18 protein-coding genes, 1 tRNA gene and 1 pseudogene are annotated in these 19,779 nt (G+C 74.2%); 9 read left to right on the top strand and 11 right to left on the bottom strand.

What is annotated here, in order from left to right:
* Positions 1–3: 3 nt before the first annotated feature.
* A pseudogene (locus IF47_RS30595) lies at positions 4–1,485 on the top strand (glycerol-3-phosphate dehydrogenase/oxidase); the annotation flags it as partial.
* 261 nt (positions 1,486–1,746) lie between these two features.
* The gene (locus IF47_RS30590) at positions 1,747–2,826 is read left to right on the top strand and encodes a PAC2 family protein (protein ID WP_425423562.1); all 1,080 of its coding nucleotides are present in this window, start codon (positions 1,747–1,749) and stop codon (positions 2,824–2,826) included.
* Between the two features lie 129 nt (positions 2,827–2,955).
* Here the strand turns inward: IF47_RS30590 and mshC are convergent, their stop codons facing one another.
* The 4 genes from mshC to IF47_RS0107760 all read right to left on the bottom strand — a co-directional run bounded on the left by mshC (position 2,956) and on the right by IF47_RS0107760 (position 6,571).
* Entirely contained in the window at positions 2,956–4,185 is a 1,230-nt protein-coding gene (mshC, locus tag IF47_RS0107775) for a cysteine--1-D-myo-inosityl 2-amino-2-deoxy-alpha-D-glucopyranoside ligase (protein WP_031507575.1), read from the bottom strand.
* Between the two features lie 86 nt (positions 4,186–4,271).
* A complete protein-coding gene (locus IF47_RS0107770; protein WP_031507574.1) occupies positions 4,272–5,219 on the bottom strand; it encodes an SCO1664 family protein in 948 nt (315 codons plus the stop codon).
* Positions 5,183–5,773, bottom strand: coding sequence for a DUF3090 domain-containing protein (locus IF47_RS0107765; protein WP_031507573.1), 591 nt, complete (start codon positions 5,771–5,773; stop codon positions 5,183–5,185). The genes IF47_RS0107770 and IF47_RS0107765 overlap by 37 nt, the downstream gene beginning before the upstream one ends.
* Positions 5,774–5,866: 93 nt before the next feature.
* Entirely contained in the window at positions 5,867–6,571 is a 705-nt protein-coding gene (locus tag IF47_RS0107760) for a histidine phosphatase family protein (protein ID WP_031507572.1), read from the bottom strand.
* Between the two features lie 74 nt (positions 6,572–6,645).
* Here IF47_RS0107760 and corA point away from each other — a divergent pair, with 74 nt between their 5' ends.
* Positions 6,646–7,629, top strand: coding sequence for a magnesium/cobalt transporter CorA (corA, locus tag IF47_RS0107755; protein ID WP_031507571.1), 984 nt, complete (start codon positions 6,646–6,648; stop codon positions 7,627–7,629).
* Here corA and IF47_RS0107750 read toward each other — a convergent pair.
* Positions 7,607–8,449: a hypothetical protein gene (locus tag IF47_RS0107750; RefSeq protein WP_078591645.1), complete on the bottom strand. Its 843-nt coding sequence runs from the start codon at positions 8,447–8,449 to the stop codon at positions 7,607–7,609. The two genes, corA and IF47_RS0107750, sit on opposite strands and share 23 nt — an antisense overlap.
* 223 nt (positions 8,450–8,672) lie before the next feature.
* Positions 8,673–9,722, bottom strand: coding sequence for an LLM class F420-dependent oxidoreductase (locus tag IF47_RS0107745; protein ID WP_031507569.1), 1,050 nt, complete (start codon positions 9,720–9,722; stop codon positions 8,673–8,675).
* Positions 9,723–9,797: 75 nt separating this feature from the next.
* Here IF47_RS0107745 and IF47_RS0107740 point away from each other — a divergent pair, with 75 nt between their 5' ends.
* Positions 9,798–10,781: an aldo/keto reductase gene (locus IF47_RS0107740; RefSeq protein WP_031507568.1), complete on the top strand. Its 984-nt coding sequence runs from the start codon at positions 9,798–9,800 to the stop codon at positions 10,779–10,781.
* A gap of 92 nt (positions 10,782–10,873) precedes the next feature.
* Positions 10,874–12,880 carry a helix-hairpin-helix domain-containing protein gene (locus IF47_RS0107735; protein ID WP_051717254.1) on the top strand — a complete coding sequence of 669 codons (2,007 nt, stop codon included), beginning with the start codon at positions 10,874–10,876 and terminating at the stop codon, positions 12,878–12,880.
* A gap of 18 nt (positions 12,881–12,898) precedes the next feature.
* On the opposite strand, the gene IF47_RS0107730 is transcribed toward IF47_RS0107735, so the two are convergent.
* Positions 12,899–13,744: a hypothetical protein gene (locus IF47_RS0107730; RefSeq protein WP_031507566.1), complete on the bottom strand. Its 846-nt coding sequence runs from the start codon at positions 13,742–13,744 to the stop codon at positions 12,899–12,901.
* 47 nt (positions 13,745–13,791) lie between these two features.
* On the opposite strand from IF47_RS0107730, the gene IF47_RS0107725 reads away from it, so the two are divergent.
* A complete protein-coding gene (locus IF47_RS0107725; protein ID WP_031507565.1) occupies positions 13,792–13,980 on the top strand; it encodes a DUF5703 family protein in 189 nt (62 codons plus the stop codon).
* Between the two features lie 88 nt (positions 13,981–14,068).
* Here the strand turns inward: IF47_RS0107725 and IF47_RS0107720 are convergent, their stop codons facing one another.
* The 3 genes from IF47_RS0107720 to IF47_RS0107710 all read right to left on the bottom strand — a co-directional run bounded on the left by IF47_RS0107720 (position 14,069) and on the right by IF47_RS0107710 (position 16,975).
* Complete coding sequence (locus IF47_RS0107720; protein WP_031507564.1) at positions 14,069–15,055, bottom strand: chaplin; 987 nt, start codon at positions 15,053–15,055, stop codon at positions 14,069–14,071.
* A 170-nt stretch (positions 15,056–15,225) separates the two neighbouring features.
* Positions 15,226–15,459 carry a chaplin ChpH gene (chpH, locus tag IF47_RS0107715; protein ID WP_031507563.1) on the bottom strand — a complete coding sequence of 78 codons (234 nt, stop codon included), beginning with the start codon at positions 15,457–15,459 and terminating at the stop codon, positions 15,226–15,228.
* 154 nt (positions 15,460–15,613) lie between these two features.
* Positions 15,614–16,975, bottom strand: a complete 1,362-nt coding sequence (locus tag IF47_RS0107710) for a M20/M25/M40 family metallo-hydrolase (protein WP_425423561.1) — start codon at positions 16,973–16,975, stop codon at positions 15,614–15,616.
* A 107-nt stretch (positions 16,976–17,082) separates the two neighbouring features.
* On the opposite strand from IF47_RS0107710, the gene IF47_RS0107705 reads away from it, so the two are divergent.
* Positions 17,083–17,167 (top strand) — tRNA-Leu (locus IF47_RS0107705).
* 112 nt (positions 17,168–17,279) lie between these two features.
* Here the strand turns inward: IF47_RS0107705 and IF47_RS0107700 are convergent.
* Entirely contained in the window at positions 17,280–18,935 is a 1,656-nt protein-coding gene (locus tag IF47_RS0107700; RefSeq protein ID WP_031507561.1) for an FAD-binding dehydrogenase, read from the bottom strand.
* 97 nt (positions 18,936–19,032) lie between these two features.
* Here IF47_RS0107700 and IF47_RS0107695 point away from each other — a divergent pair, with 97 nt between their 5' ends.
* Both IF47_RS0107695 and IF47_RS0107690 read left to right on the top strand, forming a co-directional pair.
* Positions 19,033–19,581 (top strand): NUDIX domain-containing protein, encoded by a 549-nt coding sequence (locus tag IF47_RS0107695; RefSeq protein ID WP_031507560.1) that lies wholly within the window; start codon positions 19,033–19,035, stop codon positions 19,579–19,581.
* Positions 19,582–19,593: 12 nt separating this feature from the next.
* On the top strand, positions 19,594–19,779 hold a 186-nt coding region (locus IF47_RS0107690; protein WP_031507791.1), incomplete at its 3' end, for a YidH family protein.

The raw sequence follows: 19,779 nt of genomic DNA, 5'->3' as shown, positions 1-19,779 counted from the left end.
AGCATGAACACCCTGCGAGGCGTCCCCACCCTCGGGGCGCGCCCGGCCGCCGGGCCCAATCCGGGCCGTGCCGAGACCAGGGAGGTGCTGTCGGGCGCCGTCTTCGACCTGCTGGTCGTCGGCGGCGGCATCCTGGGCACCTCGGTGGCCTGGCACGCGGCGCAGTCGGGACTGCGGGTGGCGATGGTGGACGCCGGCGACTTCGCCGGCGCCACCTCCTCCGCCTCCTCCAAGCTCGTCCACGGCGGGCTGCGCTACCTGCAGACCGGCGCGGTGAAGCTGGTCGCGGAGAACCACCACGAGCGGCGGGTGCTGGCCAGAGACGTGGCCCCGCACCTGGTCAACCCGCTCACCTTCCACCTGCCGGTCTACAAGGGCGGCCCGCACGGCGCGGCCAAGCTCGGCGCGGGCGTCTTCGCCTACTCCGCCCTGTCCGCCTTCGGCGACGGGGTGGGCCGGCTGATCTCCCCGGCCAAGGCCGCCGCCGCCAACCCCGCGCTGCGCACCGAGGGCCTCAAGGCCGTCGCGGTCTACGGCGACCACCAGATGAACGACTCCCGGGTCGCGGTGATGACCGTCCGTGCCGCCGCGCACTGCGGCGCCGTGGTCCTCAACCACGCCGAGGTCACGGGCCTGCGCTTCACCCACGGCCGGGTCACCGGCGCCGAGGTGCGGGACCGGCTGGACGGCACCGAGTTCGGCGTCGACGCCCGCCTGGTGCTCAACGCCACCGGCCCGTGGGTGGACCACCTGCGGCGGATGGAGTACGCGGGCGCGGCCCCCAGCGTCCGCCTCTCCAAGGGCGCCCACCTGGTGCTGAGGCGCAAGGCGCCGTGGCAGGCCGCGCTGGCCACGCCCGTCGACAAGTACCGCATCACCTTCGCCCTCCCCTGGGAGGACCACCTGCTGCTGGGCACGACGGACGAGGCGTACGAGGGCGACCCGGCCGAGGTCGCCGTCACCGACGCCGACATCCGGCAGATCCTGGACGAGGCCGCGTTCTCCGTGCGGGACGAGCACCTGGACCGCGACCTGATCACGTACGCCTTCACGGGGCTGCGGGTGCTGCCCGGCGGCGCGGGCGGCGTGGAGTCCGCCAAGCGGGAGACGGTGGTCACCGAGGGACGCGGTGGAATGCTCTCGGTCGCGGGCGGCAAGTGGACCACCTACCGGCACATCGGCCGCACGGTGCTGCGGAAGCTGGCGAGGCTGCCGGGCGTCTCGGCCACCGGGATCACCGAGGACGCCGTGCCGGTCTCCGAGCTGGTGCGCCGGGTACCGCTGCCGGGGGTGGCCAACCCCGACGCGGTCACCCACCGGCTGCTGGTGGAGCGCGAGCCGGGCGTCCCGCTCGACCCGCCGACCGCCCGACACCTGGCGACCCACTACGGGGTCCTGGCCTTCGACATCGCCCGTCTGGTCCACGAGGACCCGTCGCTGGGCGAGCGCATCCACCCGGACGCCCCGGCGCTCCTGGCGGGCGTCCCCCCCCCGGCCGGGGGGGGCCCCCCCGGGGGGGGGCCCCGCCCCGCGCCCGCCGCCGGGGGGGGAGGGGGGGCGGCCCGGGGGGGGCTCCCCCCCCCGGGCGCCCCCCCCCCCGCCGGCGGGGGCCCCCCCGCCAGGAGCGTCCGCGCCGCTCCCGTGCCGCGCCCGTCCCACAGGAGGCCGTCCCGAAAGGCCGCCCCGAAAGGCGTGCGAGGGCTGCGGAGCGGGCACGGTCACGCCGTAGGCTGGGGCCGCACGGTAATGAGACGTCAGCCGGTACGGAGCGCGTGCTCCGCGTCGGCCGGAAGGAGGCACTGGGTGATCGAGCTCGAGGGGGTTCCCGAGCTGGTTGACCCGGTCATGGTGGCCGCGTTCGAAGGCTGGAACGACGCCGGTGACGCCGCTTCCGCCGCGGTCGCCCATCTGGAGCGGGAGTGGAAGGGGGAGGTGTTCGCGGCGCTGGACGCCGAGGACTACTACGACTTCCAGGTCAACCGGCCCCAGGTGTGGCTGGAGGGCGGGGCCCGCAGGATCACCTGGCCCACGACCCGCTTGTCGGTGGTGCGGCTCGGCGAGACCGACGGCCGGGGCCGGGCCCGCGATCTGGTGCTGGTGCGCGGCATCGAGCCGAGCATGCGCTGGCGGTCCTTCTGCAACGAGATCCTGGGCTTCGCCCACGAGCTCGGCGTGGAGATGGTCGTCGTGCTCGGCGCCCTGCTCGGCGACACCCCGCACACCCGGCCGGTTCCGGTCACCGGAACGACCTCCGACCCGGACCTGGCCCGCACCCTGGACCTGGAGGAATCCCGTTACGAGGGGCCCACGGGCATCGTCGGCGTCCTGCAGGAGGCGTGCGCGCACGTGGGCGTGCCGGCCGTGAGCCTGTGGGCCGCGGTGCCGCACTACGTCTCGCAGCCGCCCAACCCCAAGGCGACCCTCGCCCTGCTCAACCGGCTGGAGGACCTGCTGGACGTGCGGATACCGCTGGGCGAGCTGGCGGAGGACGCCCGGGCCTGGCAGTTGGGCGTGGACCAGCTCGCCGCCGAGGACAGCGAGGTGGCCGAGTACGTGCAGTCGCTGGAGGAGGCGCGGGACACCGCGGACCTGCCGGAGGCGACGGGCGAGGCCATCGCCAAGGAGTTCGAGCGCTACCTGCGGCGCCGCGACGGCCACACCGCCGGCGGCGGCACGGCCTCCGAGAGCGGCTCGTATCTGCGGGACACCTCCGGCGACCTCGGCGGCCGGGGCCGCCCGTCGAAGTCCTCGGACGAGGGCTCCGACGGCGGGGAGGGACCGGAGCGCCCCGACGCCGGGGAGGGTCCCGGGGACGGAGACGCCTGACGGTCGCCTGACGGTCGGGACACGGACCGCGAGACGGCGGAACGCCCCGGTCGGCCGTGCGGGCCGACCGGGGCGTTCCGGTGTTTCCCGGGCTCCTCGGGTCCTTCGGGTCCCTCGGGTCCTTCGGTGTCAGAGCGCGACGCCCAGCAGCGCGTCCACGGCCCGCGTCACCAGACCGGGGGCGCCGGTGTCCGTGCCGCCCTCCTCCCGCTGACGGGCGGCCCAGCGGTCGACGGCGGCCAGCGCGGCGGGGGCGTCGAGGTCGTCCGCGAGGGCCTCGCGGATCTCCTCCACCAGGTCGTCGGCCGGCGGCCCGTCGGGACGGGAGACGGCGGCCCGCCAGCGGTCGAGCCGCGCGACCGCCTCGTCGAGGACGGCGTCCGTCCACTCCCAGTCCGAGCGGTAGTGGTGGGCCAGCAGCGCCAGGCGGATGGCGGCCGGGTCGACCCCGTCGCGGCGCAGTCTGCTGACGAAGACCAGGTTCCCCTTGGACTTGGACATCTTCTCGCCGTCCAGCGCGACCATCCCGGCGTGGACGTACGCCTTGGCGAAGGGGTACTCCCCGGTGAGCGCTTGGGCGTGCGAGGCGCCCATCTCGTGGTGGGGGAAGGCCAGGTCGGAGCCGCCGCCCTGGATGTCGAAGCCCATGCCGAGGTGTTCCAGGGCGATGGCGACGCACTCGATGTGCCAGCCGGGGCGACCGCGGCCGAGCGAGCCGCCGTCCCAGGACGGCTCGCCGTCGCGGGCGGCCATCCACAGCAGGGGGTCGACCGGGTTCTTCTTGCCCGGACGGTCGGGGTCGCCGCCGCGCTCCGCCGACAGGTGCCGCATCGCCTCGGCGTCCAGGCGGGAGACCTCGCCGAAGTGGGGGTCGGAGGAGACGGAGAAGTAGACGTCGCCGTCGATCTCGTAGGTGGCGCCGGCGTCGCGCAGCCGCTCGATGAGCGGGACGATCATGGGTATGGACTCGACGGCGCCGATGTAGTGCTTCGGGGGGAGCATGCGCAGGGCGGTCATGTCCTCGCGGAAGAGCGCCGTCTCGCGCTCGGCCAGCGCGGTCCAGTCCTCACCGGTGGCGGCGGCCCGCTCCAGCAGCGGATCGTCGACGTCGGTGACGTTCTGCACATAGTGGACCTGCCGCTTGGTGTCGAGCCACACGCGCTGCACGAGGTCGAACGCGTTGTAGGTCGCCGCGTGCCCGATGTGGGTCGCGTCGTACGGCGTGATGCCGCAGACGTAGACGCGGGCGACGGGGCCGGGGGCGAGGGTCACTCGTCCACCGGTCGCGGTGTCGTGGAGGCTGAGGTCGCGGCCCTGACCTGGCAGGGCGGGCACCTCGGAAGCGGGCCAGGCATGCATGGTCACGAGCGTAACCGGCGATTGGTGGTGCCCACGAGTGGGATGGGCACAGTAGCCGGAACGCGCGGTCGGTTCCGGTCGGCGGGTCAGACGGGCGGCCAGGGGATGGCGGGCCAGTCCCCTCCGGGCAGCGGGTGGCGGCCGGAGGCGAGCAGGCCGTCGATCCGTTCGCGCAGGGCGGCCACCTCGGCCGGGGTGATCAATTCGGCCATTCGGGCGGCGAGCGGGGCGCCGTCGGTCAGTGCGGCGGCCAGGTCGCGCAGCGGTTCCAGGGTCTCGGCGGGCAGCGGCTCGCCCGCCCAGCCCCACAGCAGCGTGCGGAGCTTGTCGTCGGCGTGAAAGGTGACCCCGTGGTCGATGCCGTACAGCCGCCCGTCCGCGCCGGTCAGCAGATGCCCGCCCTTGCGGTCGGCGTTGTTGATCACCGCGTCGAGGACGGCCAGACGGCGCAGGCGCGGGTCGTCGGCGTGCACCAGCAGCGCGGTGCGTCCCTCCCCCACGTCGACCAGGCCGATGGGCTTCCAGCCGTCCTCGGGCTCCTCGCCCTCCACGAGCGCGAGGAGGTCGCCGGCCGCGGGTCCGCCGCCCCTCTCGGGGTCCTTCTCGGGCTCCCGGAGGCCTTGGGGGGCCTCGGGGTCCTGGGGGCCGCCCGCCGCCCCGTCGGCCCCTGTTCCGGTCCCGGTCCCGCCGACCGGCGACGGCCCGATCCACAACTGGCACATGCCCTCGCCGTACGGACCCTCGCGCAGCACGGTCGGCGGCACCAGGTGCCAGCCGAGCGCCTCGGACACCTCGTACGCCGCCACCTCGCGCCGCGCCAGGGTGCCGTCGGGGAAGTCCCACAGCGGGCGCTCGCCGCGCACCGGCTTGTAGACGCAGGGCACCTCGCGCCCGGCGTGGGCGACCGTGCAGTACAGCACCGCGTTGGAGGCGTCACGGAGGCGTCCGCGCACCGTCAACTCGCCGCGGGCCAGCAGCTCGGCCGTCCCGTCCGGCGTCACGACTGGCGACGGTATCCGTTCTGGCGCGGGCATACGTGTCCTTCCGGATCGAGAGGCAGGCTGCACAGCGGGCACGGCGGGCGGCCCGCCCTGACGACGTCCATGGCGCGCTTGGCGAAGGCCCGGGCCATGGCGCCGCTGATCCTCACACGCAGCACCGGCGGGCCGTTCTCGTCGTCCCGCAGCAGCCTCTCCTCGGCCTCGACCAGGTCCTCCTCGGACTCCACGTCCAACTCGACCAGGGCCTGGGCCTCCACGACCACGCACTCCTCCTCTCCGTCCCAGGCGAGTGCCATGGTGCCGACCCGGAACTCCTCCTCCACGGGGGTCTCCAGGGGGTCGGTGTCGGCTGCCTCGGCGGGCGCGACGGCCGGGACGGGGGCGCTGCCGCCGGTGCGCCGCACGACCTCGTCCAGGAGTTCGTCGATGCGCTCGGCGAGCGCCTCGACCTGCGCCTTCTCCAGGGCGACGCTGGTGGTGCGGCCGGCCGCGGACGCCTGGAGGTAGAAGGTGCGGCGGCCAGGCAGCCCGACCGTACCGGCCACGAAGCGTTCCGGGGGGTCGTAGAGGAACACCTGACGGGACACGTCCTGCTCCGTTGGGTCGACTGCTGGGTCACTGGCACCCTACTGCGCCCGGCGATCACCGTGCCGACCACGGTGCGCCGTCGGTGGCTCCGGTCAGGCCCCGCCGCCCACGGCGGCGGTCCCGTCGCCCCCGGCCCGCGGCGCGCCGTCTCCCGCGTCCGTCTCGCGCGGGGCGAGCGAGGCGAGGTCCCCGGTGTCACCCAGCCGCAGCAGGAAGGGCCGCAGCGGGGTGTAGCGGATGACGGTGATCGAGCAGGGCTCCACGTGGACGCGCTGGAAGAGGTCCAGGTGCATCCCGAGGGCGTCGGCGACCAGCGCCTTGATGACGTCGCCGTGGGAGCACATCAGGTAGGTGGCGTCGGGCCCGTGCTCCTTCTCGATCCGCTCGTTCCAGTCGCGTACGGCCTCCACCGCTCTGGCCTGCATGCCGCGCATCGTCTCGCCGCCGGGGAAGGCGACGGCGGAGGGGTGCTGCTGGACGGCGGCCATCAGCGGCTCGTCGTTCAGCTCGGCGAGCTTGCGGCCGGTCCAGTCGCCGTAGTCGCACTCGTTGATCCGCTCTTCGACGTACAGCGGCATCTCCGGCCGGACCCGGGCCAGCGGGCCCAGGGTCCGGCGGCAGCGCTCCAGCGGGCTGTGGACGGCGGCGACCAGCGGGACGGGCGCCAGACGTGCGGGGAGCGCGTCCGCCTGGGCGGCGCCGTGGTCGTCCAGGGGCACGCCGGGGGTGCGCCCGGCGAGCAGCCCGGAGGTGTTGGCGGTGGACCGGCCGTGCCGGACGAGGAGCAGCGTGGGCATGGCAGCCAGCGTAGGCGAGGCCGGAGGGCGGCCCTCACCCACATGCCGTACCGCGGTGGGGGCACGATGGCCTTGTGGCAGTGGACTGCGTCATCTACCGCGGCGGACGCCGCACCGAGGGTCCCGCGGAGCCGGCCGAGGCGATCGAGGCGGCCCGCGCGGCCGGTGACGCCTTCCTGTGGATCGGCCTCCACGAGCCCTCCCCGGAGGAGGTCGGCTCGGTCGCCGAGGTGTTCGGGCTGCACCCGCTGGCGGTGGAGGACGCCCTGTCGGCCCGCCAGCGCCCGAAGCTGGAGATCTACGACGACTCGCTGTTCCTGGTGCTCAAGCCGGTGGAGTACGACGAGGCGACGGACACGGTGAGCGCCGGGGAGCTGATGCTGTTCCTCGGCGACTCCTTCGTGGTGTCCGTGCGGCACGGCGACGTCGATCCGCTGGACCGGGTGCGCGAGCGCCTGGAGCGGGACCCCGAGGTGCTCCGTGACGGTCCGGCCGCCGTGGCGTACGCGGTGAGCGACGTGGTGGTCGACCGCTACACGGAGGTGGCCGCCGAGTTGCACGCGAACCTCGAGGCGCTGGAGGAACGGGTCTTCACGCCGGGCGGCATGGACGGGCGCACCGTCGCGAGCCGCATCTACACCGTCAAGCGGCAGTTGCTGGAGTTCCGTCGGGCCTCCGGACCGCTGACGGAGCCGATGGAGCGGCTGGCGGGCGCCGGGGTGCCCTTCGTGCCGGAGCGTTCGCGCCCGTTCTTCCGGGACGTCCACGACCACCTGACCCGGGTGAACGACCAGGTCGAGGGGTTGGACCGGCTGTTGTCGGACATCCTGTCGGCTTATCTGGCGCAGGTGGGGGTCCGGCAGAACGACGACCTGCGCAAGATCTCCGCCTGGGCCGCCGTGGCCGCGGTCCCGACCATGATCGCCGGGGTCTACGGCATGAACTTCTCCCACATGCCCGAACTGGACCACCCGCTGGGCTATCCGGGGGCGATGGTGCTGATGGTCGCCGTGAGCGTCGGTCTGTACCGGCTGTTCAAGCGCCGGGGCTGGCTGTAGCGGCGGGGTCGGGCGGCCCGTCGGGGGTGTCGGCGTCCACGGCGCGATCAGGCGGGGCCGGCGGGACGGGGGGCGCGGGGCGCTCGAACGGGGCGAGGCCCACCATGCGGTGCCGGCCGACGAGCCACTCGCCCGCGTACACCGCCCGGACCCATGTCTCCATCGCCACCGACCTGGCCATCCGCCAGCCCAGCAGGTGCCCCAGGTGGGCCAGCAGGGCGACGCCGGCGTCGCGGTGCGCGCGGATCTCCGCCAGCGCGCTCTCTCGCAGCAGCCACCGGACGGCGGCGCCGTGTCCGGCGCGCGTGAAGCGCAGCAGGCCCTCCCGGCAGTAGGCGAGGTGGTCCCGCTTGGCCAGGGCGATCTCCCGCGCCAGGAGCGCGGCCTCCGGGTCGCCGGAGAGGTGTTCGGCCGCTCGGGCGAGCCATGTCGCGGCGCGCGTCTCGGCGACGTACGCGTGGGCGAGGTGGGCGATGACGTCCCGTTCGTTCAGGGGGTTCCCGCGGTCCAGCTTGGCGTGCGCCGGGCAGGCCCCCCGGCGTTCCAGGAGCAGGGCGTGGTCCGCCTCGCGGGGCACGGCGACCGGTTCCAGGCCGCGCCGGACGGACAGCTCGCCCAGCAGGCGGGCGTGCCGCTCCTGCTGGGCGCCGTGTCGGGCCATGTCGGGCGCCAGGTCGCGCCGGCAGAGCGGCACGGACGCGGCGATCCTGCCGTTCCCCCGTCCGTTGCGGGCCTCGGTGTCGGCGGCCAGGGAGCACAGCAGTCGGAAGCCCGCGTCGTCGTCGAGCGCCTCGCGCAGCGGGTCCCCTGTCCAGAGCATGACCGGTACCTCCGTGGACGTGTCCGCAGAAGTCGAGTCAAACGGGGCGCCCGGCCCGCGGCAACAGGTCGCTCCGCCGCCTGGGCCGAACGGGGGGCCCGGCGCGGCGGGCGTAACCCGCCGACCCGCGGGGCGTTGTGCTCGGTGACGGCCGTGGCGGGGAGACCCCGAGCCCCCACCACGGCCGTGAACACGTCCCGGGACGGGCGTCGCCCGCCGCCCCTCAGGCGACCCCGGACCGCTCCAGCGCCTCCACCCCGGACCGCAGCGCGGCGATCCGCTCCTCCAGGGTGAAGCCCGCGGGCGTGAGCGACAGGGTGGTCACCCCGGCCTCGGCGTAGGCCCGCATCCGGTCGGCGATCCGGTCGACGGGGCCGAGCAGCGTGGTGGAGTCGATGAGCCGCCGGGGCACGGCCGCCGCGGCGCCCTCCTTGTCGCCGGACAGGTACTTGTCCTGGATCTCGGCGGCCTCCTTCTCGTACCCCATCCGCTGGGCCAGCTTGTTGTAGAAGTTCTGCTTGCGGCTGCCCATGCCGCCGACGTACAGGGCGGTGTAGGGGCGGAAGGTGTCGGCCAGGGCGTCGACGTCGTCGCCGACGGCCAGGGGCACGGTGGGCACCACGTCGAAGCCCTCGAGGGTCTTGCCCGCCTTCTCGCGTCCGGCGCGCAGCGCGCCGAGCGTGGTCTCCTCGGCGTGTTCGGGCGAGAAGAAGATCAGCAGGGCGCCGTCGGCGATCTCGCCGGTCTGCTCCAGGTTCTTCGGCCCGATGGCGGCGATGTACAGCGGGATGTGCTCGCGGACCGGGTGCACGGTCAGCTTCAGCGGCTTGCCCGGGCCGTCGGGCAGCGGCAGCGTCCAGTGCTCGCCGGTGTGGGTCAGGCGCTCGCGGGACATCGCCTTGCGGATGATCTCCACGTACTCGCGGGTGCGGGCGAGCGGCTTGTCGAACCGCACCCCGTACCAGCCCTCGGAGACCTGCGGTCCGGAGACGCCGAGCCCCAGCCGGAAGCGTCCGCCGGAGAGGGTGTCGAGGGTGGCGGCCGTCATGGCCGTCATGGCGGGGGTGCGGGCGGGGATCTGGAAGATCGCCGATCCCACGTCGATCCGCTCCGTCTGCGCGGCGACCCAGGCGAGCACGGTGGCGGCGTCCGAGCCGTAGGCCTCCGCCGCCCAGCAGACGGAGTAGCCGAGGCGGTCGGCCTCCTTGGCGACCGCGAGATTGTCCGCGTCCATCCCGGCTCCCCAGTAGCCGAGGTTGATCCCGAGCCGCATCGCGCTCCCCTTACTGATCAGTAACGTGCTTGTCCACGGGACTCTAGCGCGCGGCCACAAGTACGCTCAACGCCCATGGAGCACAGGCACGTGGGCCGCACCGGCCTCCGCGTATCCCGGATCGGGCTCGGCACCCTCACCTGGACGCGGGACACCGGGGAGAGGGAGGCAGCCGACCTGCTGAAGGCCTTCTGGGAGGCGGGCGGCACACTGGTGGACACCGCCGACGTGTACGCCGACGGGGGCGCCGAGTACCTGCTGGGACGGCTGATGGCCGATCTGGTGCCGCGCCGGGACCTGGTGGTCGCCACCAAGGCGGGCGGCGTGCCGGACCCCGAGCGCCGCTCCGACTGCTCGCGCGGCCACCTGCTGGCCGCGCTCGACGCCTCGCTGGAGCGGCTGGGCACCGACTACGTGGACCTCTGGCAGATCCACGCCTACGATCCCGTCACCCCGCTGGAGGAGACCCTCCAGGCGGTCGACACCGCGGTGAGCAGCGGTCGCGCCCGCTACGCCGGGGTGACGGGCTTCTGCGGCTGGCAACTGGCCAAGGCCGCCACCTGGCAGCTCGCCGCGCCCGGCACGCGCACCCGGCTGGCCGGCGCGCAGATGGAGTACTCGCTGCTCCAGCGCGGGGTGGAGCGGGAGGTGCTGCCCGCCGCGCTGGACCTGGGCGTCGGGCTGCTGCCGTCCTCCCCGCTGGGACGGGGCGTGCTCACCGGCAAGTACCGCGGCGGCACGCCGCCGGACTCGCGGGGCTCCTCGGAGCACCTGGCGCCCTTCGTCGCGCCCTACCTCGACGACGCGGCGGCGCGGATCGTGGACGCGGTCGCCATAGCGGCCGACGGGCTGGCCGTCACCCCGCTCCAGGTGGCACTGGCCTGGGTGCGGGACCGGCCGGGGGTGGCCGCGCCGATCGTCGGCGCGCGCACGTCGCGGCAGCTCGACGAGGTGTTGTCGGTGGAGAGCCTTACGCTTCCGGTTGAGATCCGCCGGGCGCTGGACGACGTGTCGGCCCCGGTGCACCGCTATCCCGATCACGACTGGAGCACGCTGTGACCGCGCCCGGTTCCGACAGTCCGGACGACGCCAGGGACGGGACGGCCCGGGAGCCCTCTCGGGACGCCGCCCGGGACGTCACGCGAGACGCCATGCGAGACGCCGCGCGAGACAAGGCCGCCGAACTCATGGCCGCCGTGCGCGCCGTGGAGAGCGGCGAACGTTCCGCCGCCGAGTTCTTCGCCGAGCCGAAACCCGCTCCCCGGCGTGCGGCCCCCACGCCCCGGCCCGTGCCCGCTCCCGGCGCGCGGCCGACGCCGGCCGGCCCCGTGGCGGTGCCCGCGGGCGTCGTCGCGCTGCTCGCCGAGGGCGGCGCGCCCGAGGCGCTCGGCGCGCGGGTCGTGGAGGCCCTGGGCGAGGGGGCCGAGGAGGTGCTGCGCGCGGACCCGTGGCAACTGTTGGCGGTCCCCGGCGTGCTGCCGGAGCAGGCGGACGGCTTCGCCCGCGCGCTGCTGGGCGCCGAGTGCGGTCCCGGCGACGAGCGACGCGCCCGGGCGCTTGTGACGTGGCTGCTGGAGCGGGCCGCGCGGACCGGGCACACCGTCCTGCCGCCCGCGACGCTCGCCGGGGAACTGGCCCGGTACGCCGTGCCGGACCCACAGGAGGCGGTGCGCGAGGCGATCGACTCCGGCACGGTGCTGGCCTTCGAGGACGCCGAGCGGGAAGCCGTCTCCGGCACCGCCGAGGACGCCGAGGACGGCGCCGGAGGAGAGGGCGAGGACGGGCCGCCCGTGCGGCTGCTGCTGGGCCTGGAACGGTACGCCCTGGCCGAGGAGAGCCTGGCCGAGGGCCTGGCCCGGCTGATGGGCACCTTCGTCCCGCCCGACGCACAGGAGGCGGAGCGCTGGGAGGCGACCGCGGCCGGGGCGCCCACCCCGTCGGCGGCCGAGTTGATCCGGACGGTGGCGCGCGGTGGCCTGGTCGTGCACACCGGAGGCGAGGCCGCCCGCGCCGAACCCGCCGCGCTCGTCGCCGCGGCCCGGTCGCTGGGGCTGCGGGCGTACGCCGCGGCCCACGGCGAGGACGGCAGGCGGCGGCTGGCGGAACTGCTCGGCGACGGCACCGGTACCGGGGCCGACGACGGGGACGGGGCCGGGGACGGCGAGAACGGCAGGGGACCGGACTCCGCGGCCGTGACCGTGGACGGCCTGTTGGCCGGCCGGGAGGGCCCCGGACGGGACGAGGAGGGCGCCTACGCGCTGGATCTGCTCGCCGTGTCGGACGCCCCCCAGCTCGACGCCGAGCGGGCGGCGGCCCTGGTGGAGGCGCTGCCGGACGGTGCGCGGCTGGTGCTCAGCGGGGATCCGAACCTGCTCGGCGCGGCGGGCCCCGGCCAGGTGTCGGCCGATCTGCTCGCGGCCCGGGTCTGCCCGCACGTCGTCTCCCGGACGCCGGACGCGGGCCCGATCGGCGAGCTGGTCTCGGGCATCGGGATCGGCGAGCTGAACGAGGTGGCGGCCCCCGACCGGGAGGTGGTGATCGTCCCCGTGCGCGACGCCGCGGAGGCGGTGCACCGCACCGTGCAACTGATCGCCGACTCGGTGCCGAGGGCGATCGGGGTGCCCGCCGAACGGACCCAGGTGATCACGCCCGGCCACGGCGGCGCCGCGGGCACCCGGGTGCTCAACGCCGCGCTCAAGGAGCGTCTGAATCCCGGTCCCGGCCGGTTCGGCGGCTTCGACCCCGGCGACCGGGTGGTCCACTCCCCCGCCCCCGGCCGTGCCACACCGGGCACGGTGGTCTCCGCGGACGCCGAGGGGCTGCGTCTGGAGTGCGCCGGGCGCGGGATCACCGTCCCGCGCGAGCGGGTGGCGGACACCGTGCGGCACGGCTGGGCGATCACCGCCCACCAGGCCGTGGGCACGCGTTGGCCGGCGGTCGTGGTGGTGCTGCCGGGCGACGCGGTCAAGGCCCTGGACCGGGCGTGGGTGTACACCGCGTTCGGCCGCGGCGAGCGGCACCTGTCCGTGGTGCACGGCGTGGACGGGGCACTGCCGCGAGCGGTGGCGGAGGTGCCGGCTCCCGCGCGCACGACCCGCCTGCGCACGCTGCTGCACACGCAGGCGGAGGCGGTCGGGGAGCCGGGCCTGCCGGACTGACGGCGGGGTGGCGGCGGCTCAGCCCGCCGCGGCCCCTCCGGGGCCGGGAGCCGGGCCGCCGTCGCCCCCCTCGTCGTCGGCGTCGTCCCCCTCGTCGTCGGCATCGTCCTCGAACTCGATCTCTTCGAGGTCCTCCCCGATCTCCTCGGCCTCGTCGATGCCCTCGTCGATGGCATCGTCGACGCCGCCGCCGACCCGGCCGTAGAAGCCGTCCTCCTCGTCGAAGACGGCGCTGACGTCGAACCGGCAGACGACCCGCTCGGGGTCGGCCGATTCGAAGGGGGCGCCCAGCCACTCCCCGGGCTCGGGCGGCTCGTCGCCCGCGATCACCCACAGGGTGGAGTCGCCCTCCTCCAGACCGAACTCCTTGTGCCGGGTGGCGATCTCGTCGGGCTCGTACTCGCCGAACAGCACCCCGAGCGCGGCGTGCGCGCCGCTCCCGGCGAAGGGGCCCTCCAGCACCTCCGTGTCGCCGTCCACCGAGTCCGGATCGAGCTCGGTGACGCGCTGCGCCTGGGCCATCAACCGCTGCGGCTCCACGACGGTGTAGTCACGGCGGATGAAGACGCTGAGGGTGCCGGGCTCCTCCGGTCCGGAGTAGGCGGCCATGCCGTCTCCGCCGGGCACCTCGAAGGGGGTGACCTCGTCGTAGACGTCGTACAGCAGTTCGTCGTAGGCCTCTCCCGCCGCGGCGAGCTCGTCGAACGCGGCGTGAACGGCGGCATCCGCCCGGGCGATCTCGGCGGCCGTGCCGTCCTCGGCGGACCGTCGCTCGACGGCTTCGAGGTGACGGTCCAGCGCGGTCTTCAACGCTTCGGCGGCGGCTCGTACCTCGGCAGCGCTGGGCTGCGCAGCATCAGACATAGTGCAGACGCTATCCGTACCGGGCCCCTGCCCGCACAATGGATGTGATGCCGGAATACGAATTTCGCGATCTGTACGTTCCTCGCGGGGTATCCCGCAAGGCCGCCACACAACTGCTGACCGACCACGCCGAGTACGGACACTGGGAGCTGGATCGACTGAGGCTCAATTCCGACGGCAGCCGCCAGGTGCGGCTGCGGCGGCGGATCATCCGCCAGTTGCGCGCCACCTGGTGACGCGGTTCACACGGGGAGCGGACCCCGATCCCACCGTGGGGAGCGGGGCCCGCTTCTCGTCGTGTTCTTCCGTGTGCCGGTCCGGCGGTCAGCGCTGCGCGGCGCGGGCGCGCCGGTAGAGCAGCGTGCCGCCGAGCAGCGCACCGGCGCCGAGCGGGAGGAGCGTGCCCAGCGCGGGCGCGCCGGTGTCCGCCAGCGAGCCTCCGAGCACCTCCGGGCCGGATCGGCCCTGCTCGGGGGCGCGGGTGTCGGGCTTGGGCTTCTTGTCACCCTCGTCCCGCGGCTTCTCGGGCTTTCCGGGCTTCTCGCACTCGCCCTTGCCGTCCTTGCCGTCCTTGCCGTCCTTGCCGCCCTCGTCCTCGCAGCCCGGCTCCTCGGGGTGCCCCGGCTTGCCCGGCCTCTCGGGCTCACCCGGCTTGCCCGGCTTGCCCGGCTTGCCCGGCTTCTCGGGGTGATCCGGCTTCCCCGGCTTGTGCCCGGAGTCGTCGTTGACGCACTTGTTGCCGAAGGAGGGGTTGAGGGCGCCGACGACCGACACGGAGTTGCCGCAGACGTTCACCGGCACCTCCACGGGCACCTGGACGGTGTTGCCGCTGCCGACACCGGGAGACCCCGCGGCGACGCCCCGGGTGCCGCCGGCCCGCTCGTGCCCGCGGTCGTACCCGCCGCCGTGTCCGCCGTGTCCGCCGTCCGACCCGTGGTGTCCGCCACGGTGACCACCGTGGTGCCCACCGTCCGACCCGTGGCTCCCGGGGTACTCGTGATCGTGGGACTCGTGCCCGCCGTCGTACCCGCCGTACCCGCCGCCGTGGTGGTGCCCGTAGTGGTGCGAGTAGTCGTTGGCGCACCGGTTGGCGAAGGAGGGGTTGAGAGCGCCTCCGCCCGACACGGTGTTGCCGCAGGCGTTCACCGGCGCGTGGACGGGCGCCTGGACGGTGTTGCCGGACAGCACGCCCGGAGAACCGACGGCCGCGCCTTGGGTGCCGGTGCTCGCGTGGGCGTAGCCGCCCGACATGGCCAGCATTCCGCCGGCCGCGGCGATGGTGATCAGGCCCTTCCTGGTGACCTGTCGCATGTGTTCTTCCTTGCCCTCTGCTGATGGGGTGCCTTGGTGCCTTGCGATCCGCACGGGACCGCGACCGGAGGGCGCTCCTGGCCTCTCCGCCCGCCGAAACAGCGGCCCCGGAGCGCATGGCGCGCACTCCGGGGCCGCCGTGCGCCGGACTCACCTGTCCGGCAGCGACGTCACTGGTTGATGCAGACGTTGCCGAAGGCGGGGTTCAGCACTCCGATCACGCTGATCGTGTTGCCGCAGACGTTCACCGGAACGTGGACGGGCACCTGGATGACGTTGCCCGAGACCACACCGGGGGAACCGAAGGCGGCGCCCTGGGCGCCGGAGTGGGCGGAGGCCGCACCCGCGCCCGCGAGTACGAGACCGCCGGTGGCAGCCGCGACAGCGACGACCTTCTTGATCATTCTTCCTCCTTGTTGGCAATGCGATCCCAGCCGCGGACCGCACTCCCTGTAACGACAACGGAGGAACCGGGCTACGGCCCCCGAACGCTTTCACCCGTCCCGGTGACATGCGCACACAGTGTCGAATGCCCGGGGCACCCCGGCCCGGAGGCCGTCAGCAGTGGTCGAGGAAGCGGTCCAGGACCCGCACGCCGAACCGCAGACCGTCCAGCGGCACCCGCTCGTCCACGCCGTGGAACATCCCGGCGAAGTCCAGCTCCGGCGGCAGCTTCAGCGGGGCGAAGCCGAAGCAGCGGATGCCCAGGTCGTCGAAGGACTTGGCGTCGGTGCCCCCGGAGAGCATGTACGGCACGGCGCGCGCGATCGGGTCCTCGGCCCGCAGGGCGGTCTGCATCGCGTCCACCAGGGCGCCGTCGAAGGTGGTCTCCACCGCCTTGTCGGCGTGCACGTCCTCGCGCTTCACCCGCGGGCCCAGGATCCGGTCGAGGTCGGCCAGGAACTCCTCCTCGTATCCGGGCAGGAAGCGCCCGTCGACGTGGGCGGTGGCCTGGCCGGGGATCACGTTGACCTTGTAGCCCGCGCCGAGCATCGTCGGGGCCGCGGTGTTCCGCAGGGTCGCCCCGATGATCTTGGCGATGCCGCCCAGCTTCGCGAGGGTCGCGTCCATGTCCTCCGGGTCCAGCTCGACCCCGAGGGCGTCGGAGAGCTCGTCGAGGAAGGAGCGGACCGTCTTGGTCACCCGCACGGGGAACCGGTGCCGACCCAGGCGCCCGACGGCCTCGCACAGCTCGGTGATCGCGTTGTCGGTGTTGGTCATCGAGCCGTGCCCGGCCGTGCCGTCCACCGTGAGCCGCATCCAGTGCATGCCCTTCTCGGCCGTCTCCACCAGGTACAGCCGCAACTTCTCGTTGACGGTGAAGGAGAAGCCGCCGACCTCGCCGATCGCCTCGGTGACGCCCTCGAAGAGCTCCGGGTGCCGGTCCACCAGGTACCGCGCCCCGTAGGTGCCGCCGGCCTCCTCGTCGGCGAGGAAGGCCAGCACGATGTCGCGCGGCGGTTTGCGGCCGGTGCGCAGCCGGTCCCGGACGACCGCCAGCGTCATCGCGTCCATGTCCTTCATGTCGACGGCCCCGCGGCCCCACAGGCAGCCGTCGGCGATCTCGCCGGAGAACGGGTGGTGGGTCCAGTCGTCCGCGTTCGCCGGGACGACGTCGGTGTGGCCGTGGATGAGGAGGGCGGGCCGCGAGGGGTCCTCGCCCTCGATCCGGGCCACGGTCGAGGCCCGTCCCGGGTGGGACTCGAAGATCCTCGGTTCCAGTCCCACCTCCGCGAGCTTCTCGGCCACGTACTCGGCCGCGGCCCGCTCGCCGGGCCCGGAGTGGTCTCCGTAGTTGCTGGTGTCGATCCGGATGAGGTCACGGCACAGGTCGACGACCTCGTCCTCGCCCCTGACGGTGTCCGCCGCGGTCGCGCTCGGCTCGCTCACACTGCCTCCTCCTGTAGCGGGGCGTCCCATCCTCCCGCTTCCGCCGGCTCCCGCACAGCGGCGGGTGTGATCGCCCGTCCCTTCTCCAGTGCTATGGTTTACACGTCGCCACGGCAGTGGTCGACGGCGCTCTCCTCGTCCGGGTGGCGGAATGGCAGACGCGCTAGCTTGAGGTGCTAGTGCCCTTTATCGGGCGTGGGGGTTCAAGTCCCCCTCCGGACACCGACACGATGTCCCCCGTGGGTCTCCCACGGGGGACGTCGCGTTGTGGGCGCCCCGAGGGGCGCGGCGGGGAGCCCGCGGCCCACCCCCGGCCCGCGCCCGCGGCCCGCCGTCAGCCCACGGCCTTCGCCGCCGCGCGGCCGGCCGTGCGGCCCGAGAACAGGCAGCCGCCCAGGAAGGTGCCCTCCAGGGAGCGGTAGCCGTGCATGCCCCCGCCTCCGAAACCGGCGGCCTCGCCGGCCGCGTAGAGGCCGGGCAGCGGTGCGCCGTCTCCGGTGAGCACGCGCGAGGACAGGTCGGTCTCCAGGCCGCCGAGGGTCTTGCGGGTGAGGATGTTCAGGCGCACGGCGATCAGCGGGCCCGCCTTCGGGTCCAGCAGGCGGTGCGGCGGGGCGACCCGGATCAGCCTGTCCCCGAGGTAGGCGCGGGCACCGCGGACGGCGGTGATCTGGAGGTCCTTGGTGAAGGCGTTGTCGATCTCCCGGTCGCGGGCGGTGATCTCGCGCCGCAGGGCGTCCTCGTCGATCAGTCCCTCGCCGGTCAGCGCGTTCATGCCGCGCACCAGGGCGGACAGGTCGCGCTCCACGACGAAGTCGGCGCCCTTCTCCATGAAGGCCCGCACCGGTCCGGGCGCCCCCGCGCGGGCGCGGCCGAGCACCTGGCGGACGCTGCGGCCGGTGAGGTCGGGGTTCTGCTCGGAACCCGAGAGCGCGAACTCCTTCTCGATGATCTTCCGGGTGAGGACGAACCAGGTGTACTCGTGCCCCGTCCGCATGATGTGTTCGAGGGTGCCGAGGGTGTCGAAGCCGGGGAAGAGCGGCACCGGCAGTCGCTTCCCGGTGGCGTCCAGCCACAGCGACGACGGGCCGGGCAGGATGCGGATGCCGTGGCGGGCCCAGATCGGGTCCCAGTTCTCTATGCCCTCGGTGTAGTGCCACATCCGGTCGCGGTTGACGACCCGGCCGCCGGCCTCCTCCGCGATGCCGAGCATCGCGCCGTCGACGTGGGCGGGGACGCCGGAGAGCATCCGCCGGGGCGGGGTGCCCAGACGCTCGGGCCAGTTGGCGCGGACCAGCTCGTGGTTGCCGCCGATGCCGCCGGAGGCGACGATCACGGCCTGCGCGCGCAGTTCGAAGGTGCCGACCACCTCGCGGCCGCTCGCGGTGCCGCGCGGGGCGTCGCTGGGGGCCAGCACCTCGCCGGCGACGGTGTCCACGGCGCCCGAGGTGCGGGCCAGGGAGGTGACGCGGTGCCGGAACCTCAAATCCACCAGGCCCTTGTCGACGCCCTGTCGTACGCGCCGTGCGAAGGGTTCGACCAGGCCCGGTCCGGTGCCCCAGGTGATGTGGAAGCGGGGGACCGAGTTGCCGTGTCCGGTCGCGTCGTGGCCGCCGCGCTCCGCCCAGCCGACGACGGGGAACAGCCGCACTCCCTGGGCGTGCAGCCAGGCCCGCTTCTCGCCCGCGGCGAAGTCGACGTACGCCTCGGCCCAACGGCGCGGCCAGGCGTCCTCCTCGCGGTCGAAGCCGGCCGTGCCGAGCCAGTCCTGCCAGGCCAGTTCACGGCTGTCGCGGACGCGCATGCGGCGCTGCTCGGGGGAGTCGACGAGGAACAGGCCGCCGAAGGACCAGTGCGCCTGGCCGCCGAGCGAGCCCGAGGGCTCCTGGTCCAGCAGGATCACCCGCCGTCCGGCGTCGGCCAGTTCGGCGGTGGCCGCGAGTCCGGCCAGGCCCGCCCCGATCACGATCACATCGGCGTCGTACGCCATCTGCCCACCCGTCCCTCGGCTCGTCCGCGCTGGTGGACCGGAGGGTAACCCCCGGTCCGGGCGGACGACACCCCCCGCGTACTGCTTGGATGGACGGATGATCGACGAGGCGGCGGGCAGGTCCGCGGACGAGGTGCTGGACATCGTGGACGAGGACGACCGGGTGGTCGGACGGGCCCCGCGCGGTGTGGCCACGGCGCGGCGGATGCGGCACCGGAGCGTCTCGGTGCGGGTGTACGACGCCGAGGGACGGATCTTCGTCCACCGCCGCACCCCGGAGAAGCTGGTCTTCCCCTCGATGTACGACGTGGTGGTCGGGGGCGTGGTCGGCGCGGGCGAGAGCTATGACGAGGCGGCGCTGCGGGAGGCCGAGGAGGAGTTGGGGGTGAGCGGGCTGCCGCGCCCCGAGCACCGGCTGAAGTTCCTCTACGAGTCGCCGGAGCACACCTGGTTCCTGTCCGTGTACGAGGTGCGGTGCGAGGTGCCGGTGGACCCGCAGGCGGAGGAGGTCGCCTGGTGGGCGTTCCTGCCCGAGGAGGAGGTGGAGCGGCGGCTGCCGGAGTGGGACGTGACGCCCGACGGGTTGGAGTGCCACCGGCGGCTGCGACGGTGGCACCGGGAGCGCGGAGGCGGAGTTCTTGCGTAGGGTCGGAGCGTGATCGACAGGTTCCGGACGGCGGCGCGGCTGTGGTGGGCGCCGGAGCGGCTGCGGGACGAGGGGCAAACCCCCGACTACCGGTTCTCCCTGGCCAACGAGCGGACGTTCCTGGCCTGGATTCGCACCGCCCTGGCGCTGGTCGGCGGCGGGCTCGCGGTGAACCAGTTCCTGACCGGGATACGCCCG

Source organism: Streptomyces megasporus, from assembly GCF_000718985.1.
Classification (GTDB): Bacteria; Actinomycetota; Actinomycetes; order Streptomycetales; family Streptomycetaceae; genus Streptomyces; species Streptomyces megasporus.
The sequence above is the reverse complement of the archived record's forward strand: the minus strand, read 5'-3'. Positions and strand labels throughout refer to the sequence as shown.

What these genes read in the sequence shown, in the direction of transcription:
- IF47_RS30590 (WP_425423562.1), top strand. Translation starts at nt 1,747, where the DNA reads ATGAGACGTCAGCCGGTACGGAGCGCGTGCTCCGCGTCGGCCGGAAGG.
- mshC (WP_031507575.1), bottom strand. Translation starts at nt 4,185, where the DNA reads ATGCATGCCTGGCCCGCTTCCGAGGTGCCCGCCCTGCCAGGTCAGGGC.
- IF47_RS0107770 (WP_031507574.1), bottom strand. Translation starts at nt 5,219, where the DNA reads ATGCCCGCGCCAGAACGGATACCGTCGCCAGTCGTGACGCCGGACGGG.
- IF47_RS0107760 (WP_031507572.1), bottom strand. Translation starts at nt 6,571, where the DNA reads ATGCCCACGCTGCTCCTCGTCCGGCACGGCCGGTCCACCGCCAACACC.
- IF47_RS0107750 (WP_078591645.1), bottom strand. Translation starts at nt 8,449, where the DNA reads ATGCTCTGGACAGGGGACCCGCTGCGCGAGGCGCTCGACGACGACGCG.
- IF47_RS0107745 (WP_031507569.1), bottom strand. Translation starts at nt 9,722, where the DNA reads ATGCGGCTCGGGATCAACCTCGGCTACTGGGGAGCCGGGATGGACGCG.
- IF47_RS0107740 (WP_031507568.1), top strand. Translation starts at nt 9,798, where the DNA reads ATGGAGCACAGGCACGTGGGCCGCACCGGCCTCCGCGTATCCCGGATC.
- IF47_RS0107735 (WP_051717254.1), top strand. Translation starts at nt 10,874, where the DNA reads ATGCGAGACGCCGCGCGAGACAAGGCCGCCGAACTCATGGCCGCCGTG.
- IF47_RS0107730 (WP_031507566.1), bottom strand. Translation starts at nt 13,744, where the DNA reads ATGTCTGATGCTGCGCAGCCCAGCGCTGCCGAGGTACGAGCCGCCGCC.
- IF47_RS0107725 (WP_031507565.1), top strand. Translation starts at nt 13,792, where the DNA reads ATGCCGGAATACGAATTTCGCGATCTGTACGTTCCTCGCGGGGTATCC.
- IF47_RS0107720 (WP_031507564.1), bottom strand. Translation starts at nt 15,055, where the DNA reads ATGCGACAGGTCACCAGGAAGGGCCTGATCACCATCGCCGCGGCCGGC.
- chpH (WP_031507563.1), bottom strand. Translation starts at nt 15,459, where the DNA reads ATGATCAAGAAGGTCGTCGCTGTCGCGGCTGCCACCGGCGGTCTCGTA.
- IF47_RS0107710 (WP_425423561.1), bottom strand. Translation starts at nt 16,975, where the DNA reads ATGGGACGCCCCGCTACAGGAGGAGGCAGTGTGAGCGAGCCGAGCGCG.
- IF47_RS0107700 (WP_031507561.1), bottom strand. Translation starts at nt 18,935, where the DNA reads ATGGCGTACGACGCCGATGTGATCGTGATCGGGGCGGGCCTGGCCGGA.
- IF47_RS0107695 (WP_031507560.1), top strand. Translation starts at nt 19,033, where the DNA reads ATGATCGACGAGGCGGCGGGCAGGTCCGCGGACGAGGTGCTGGACATC.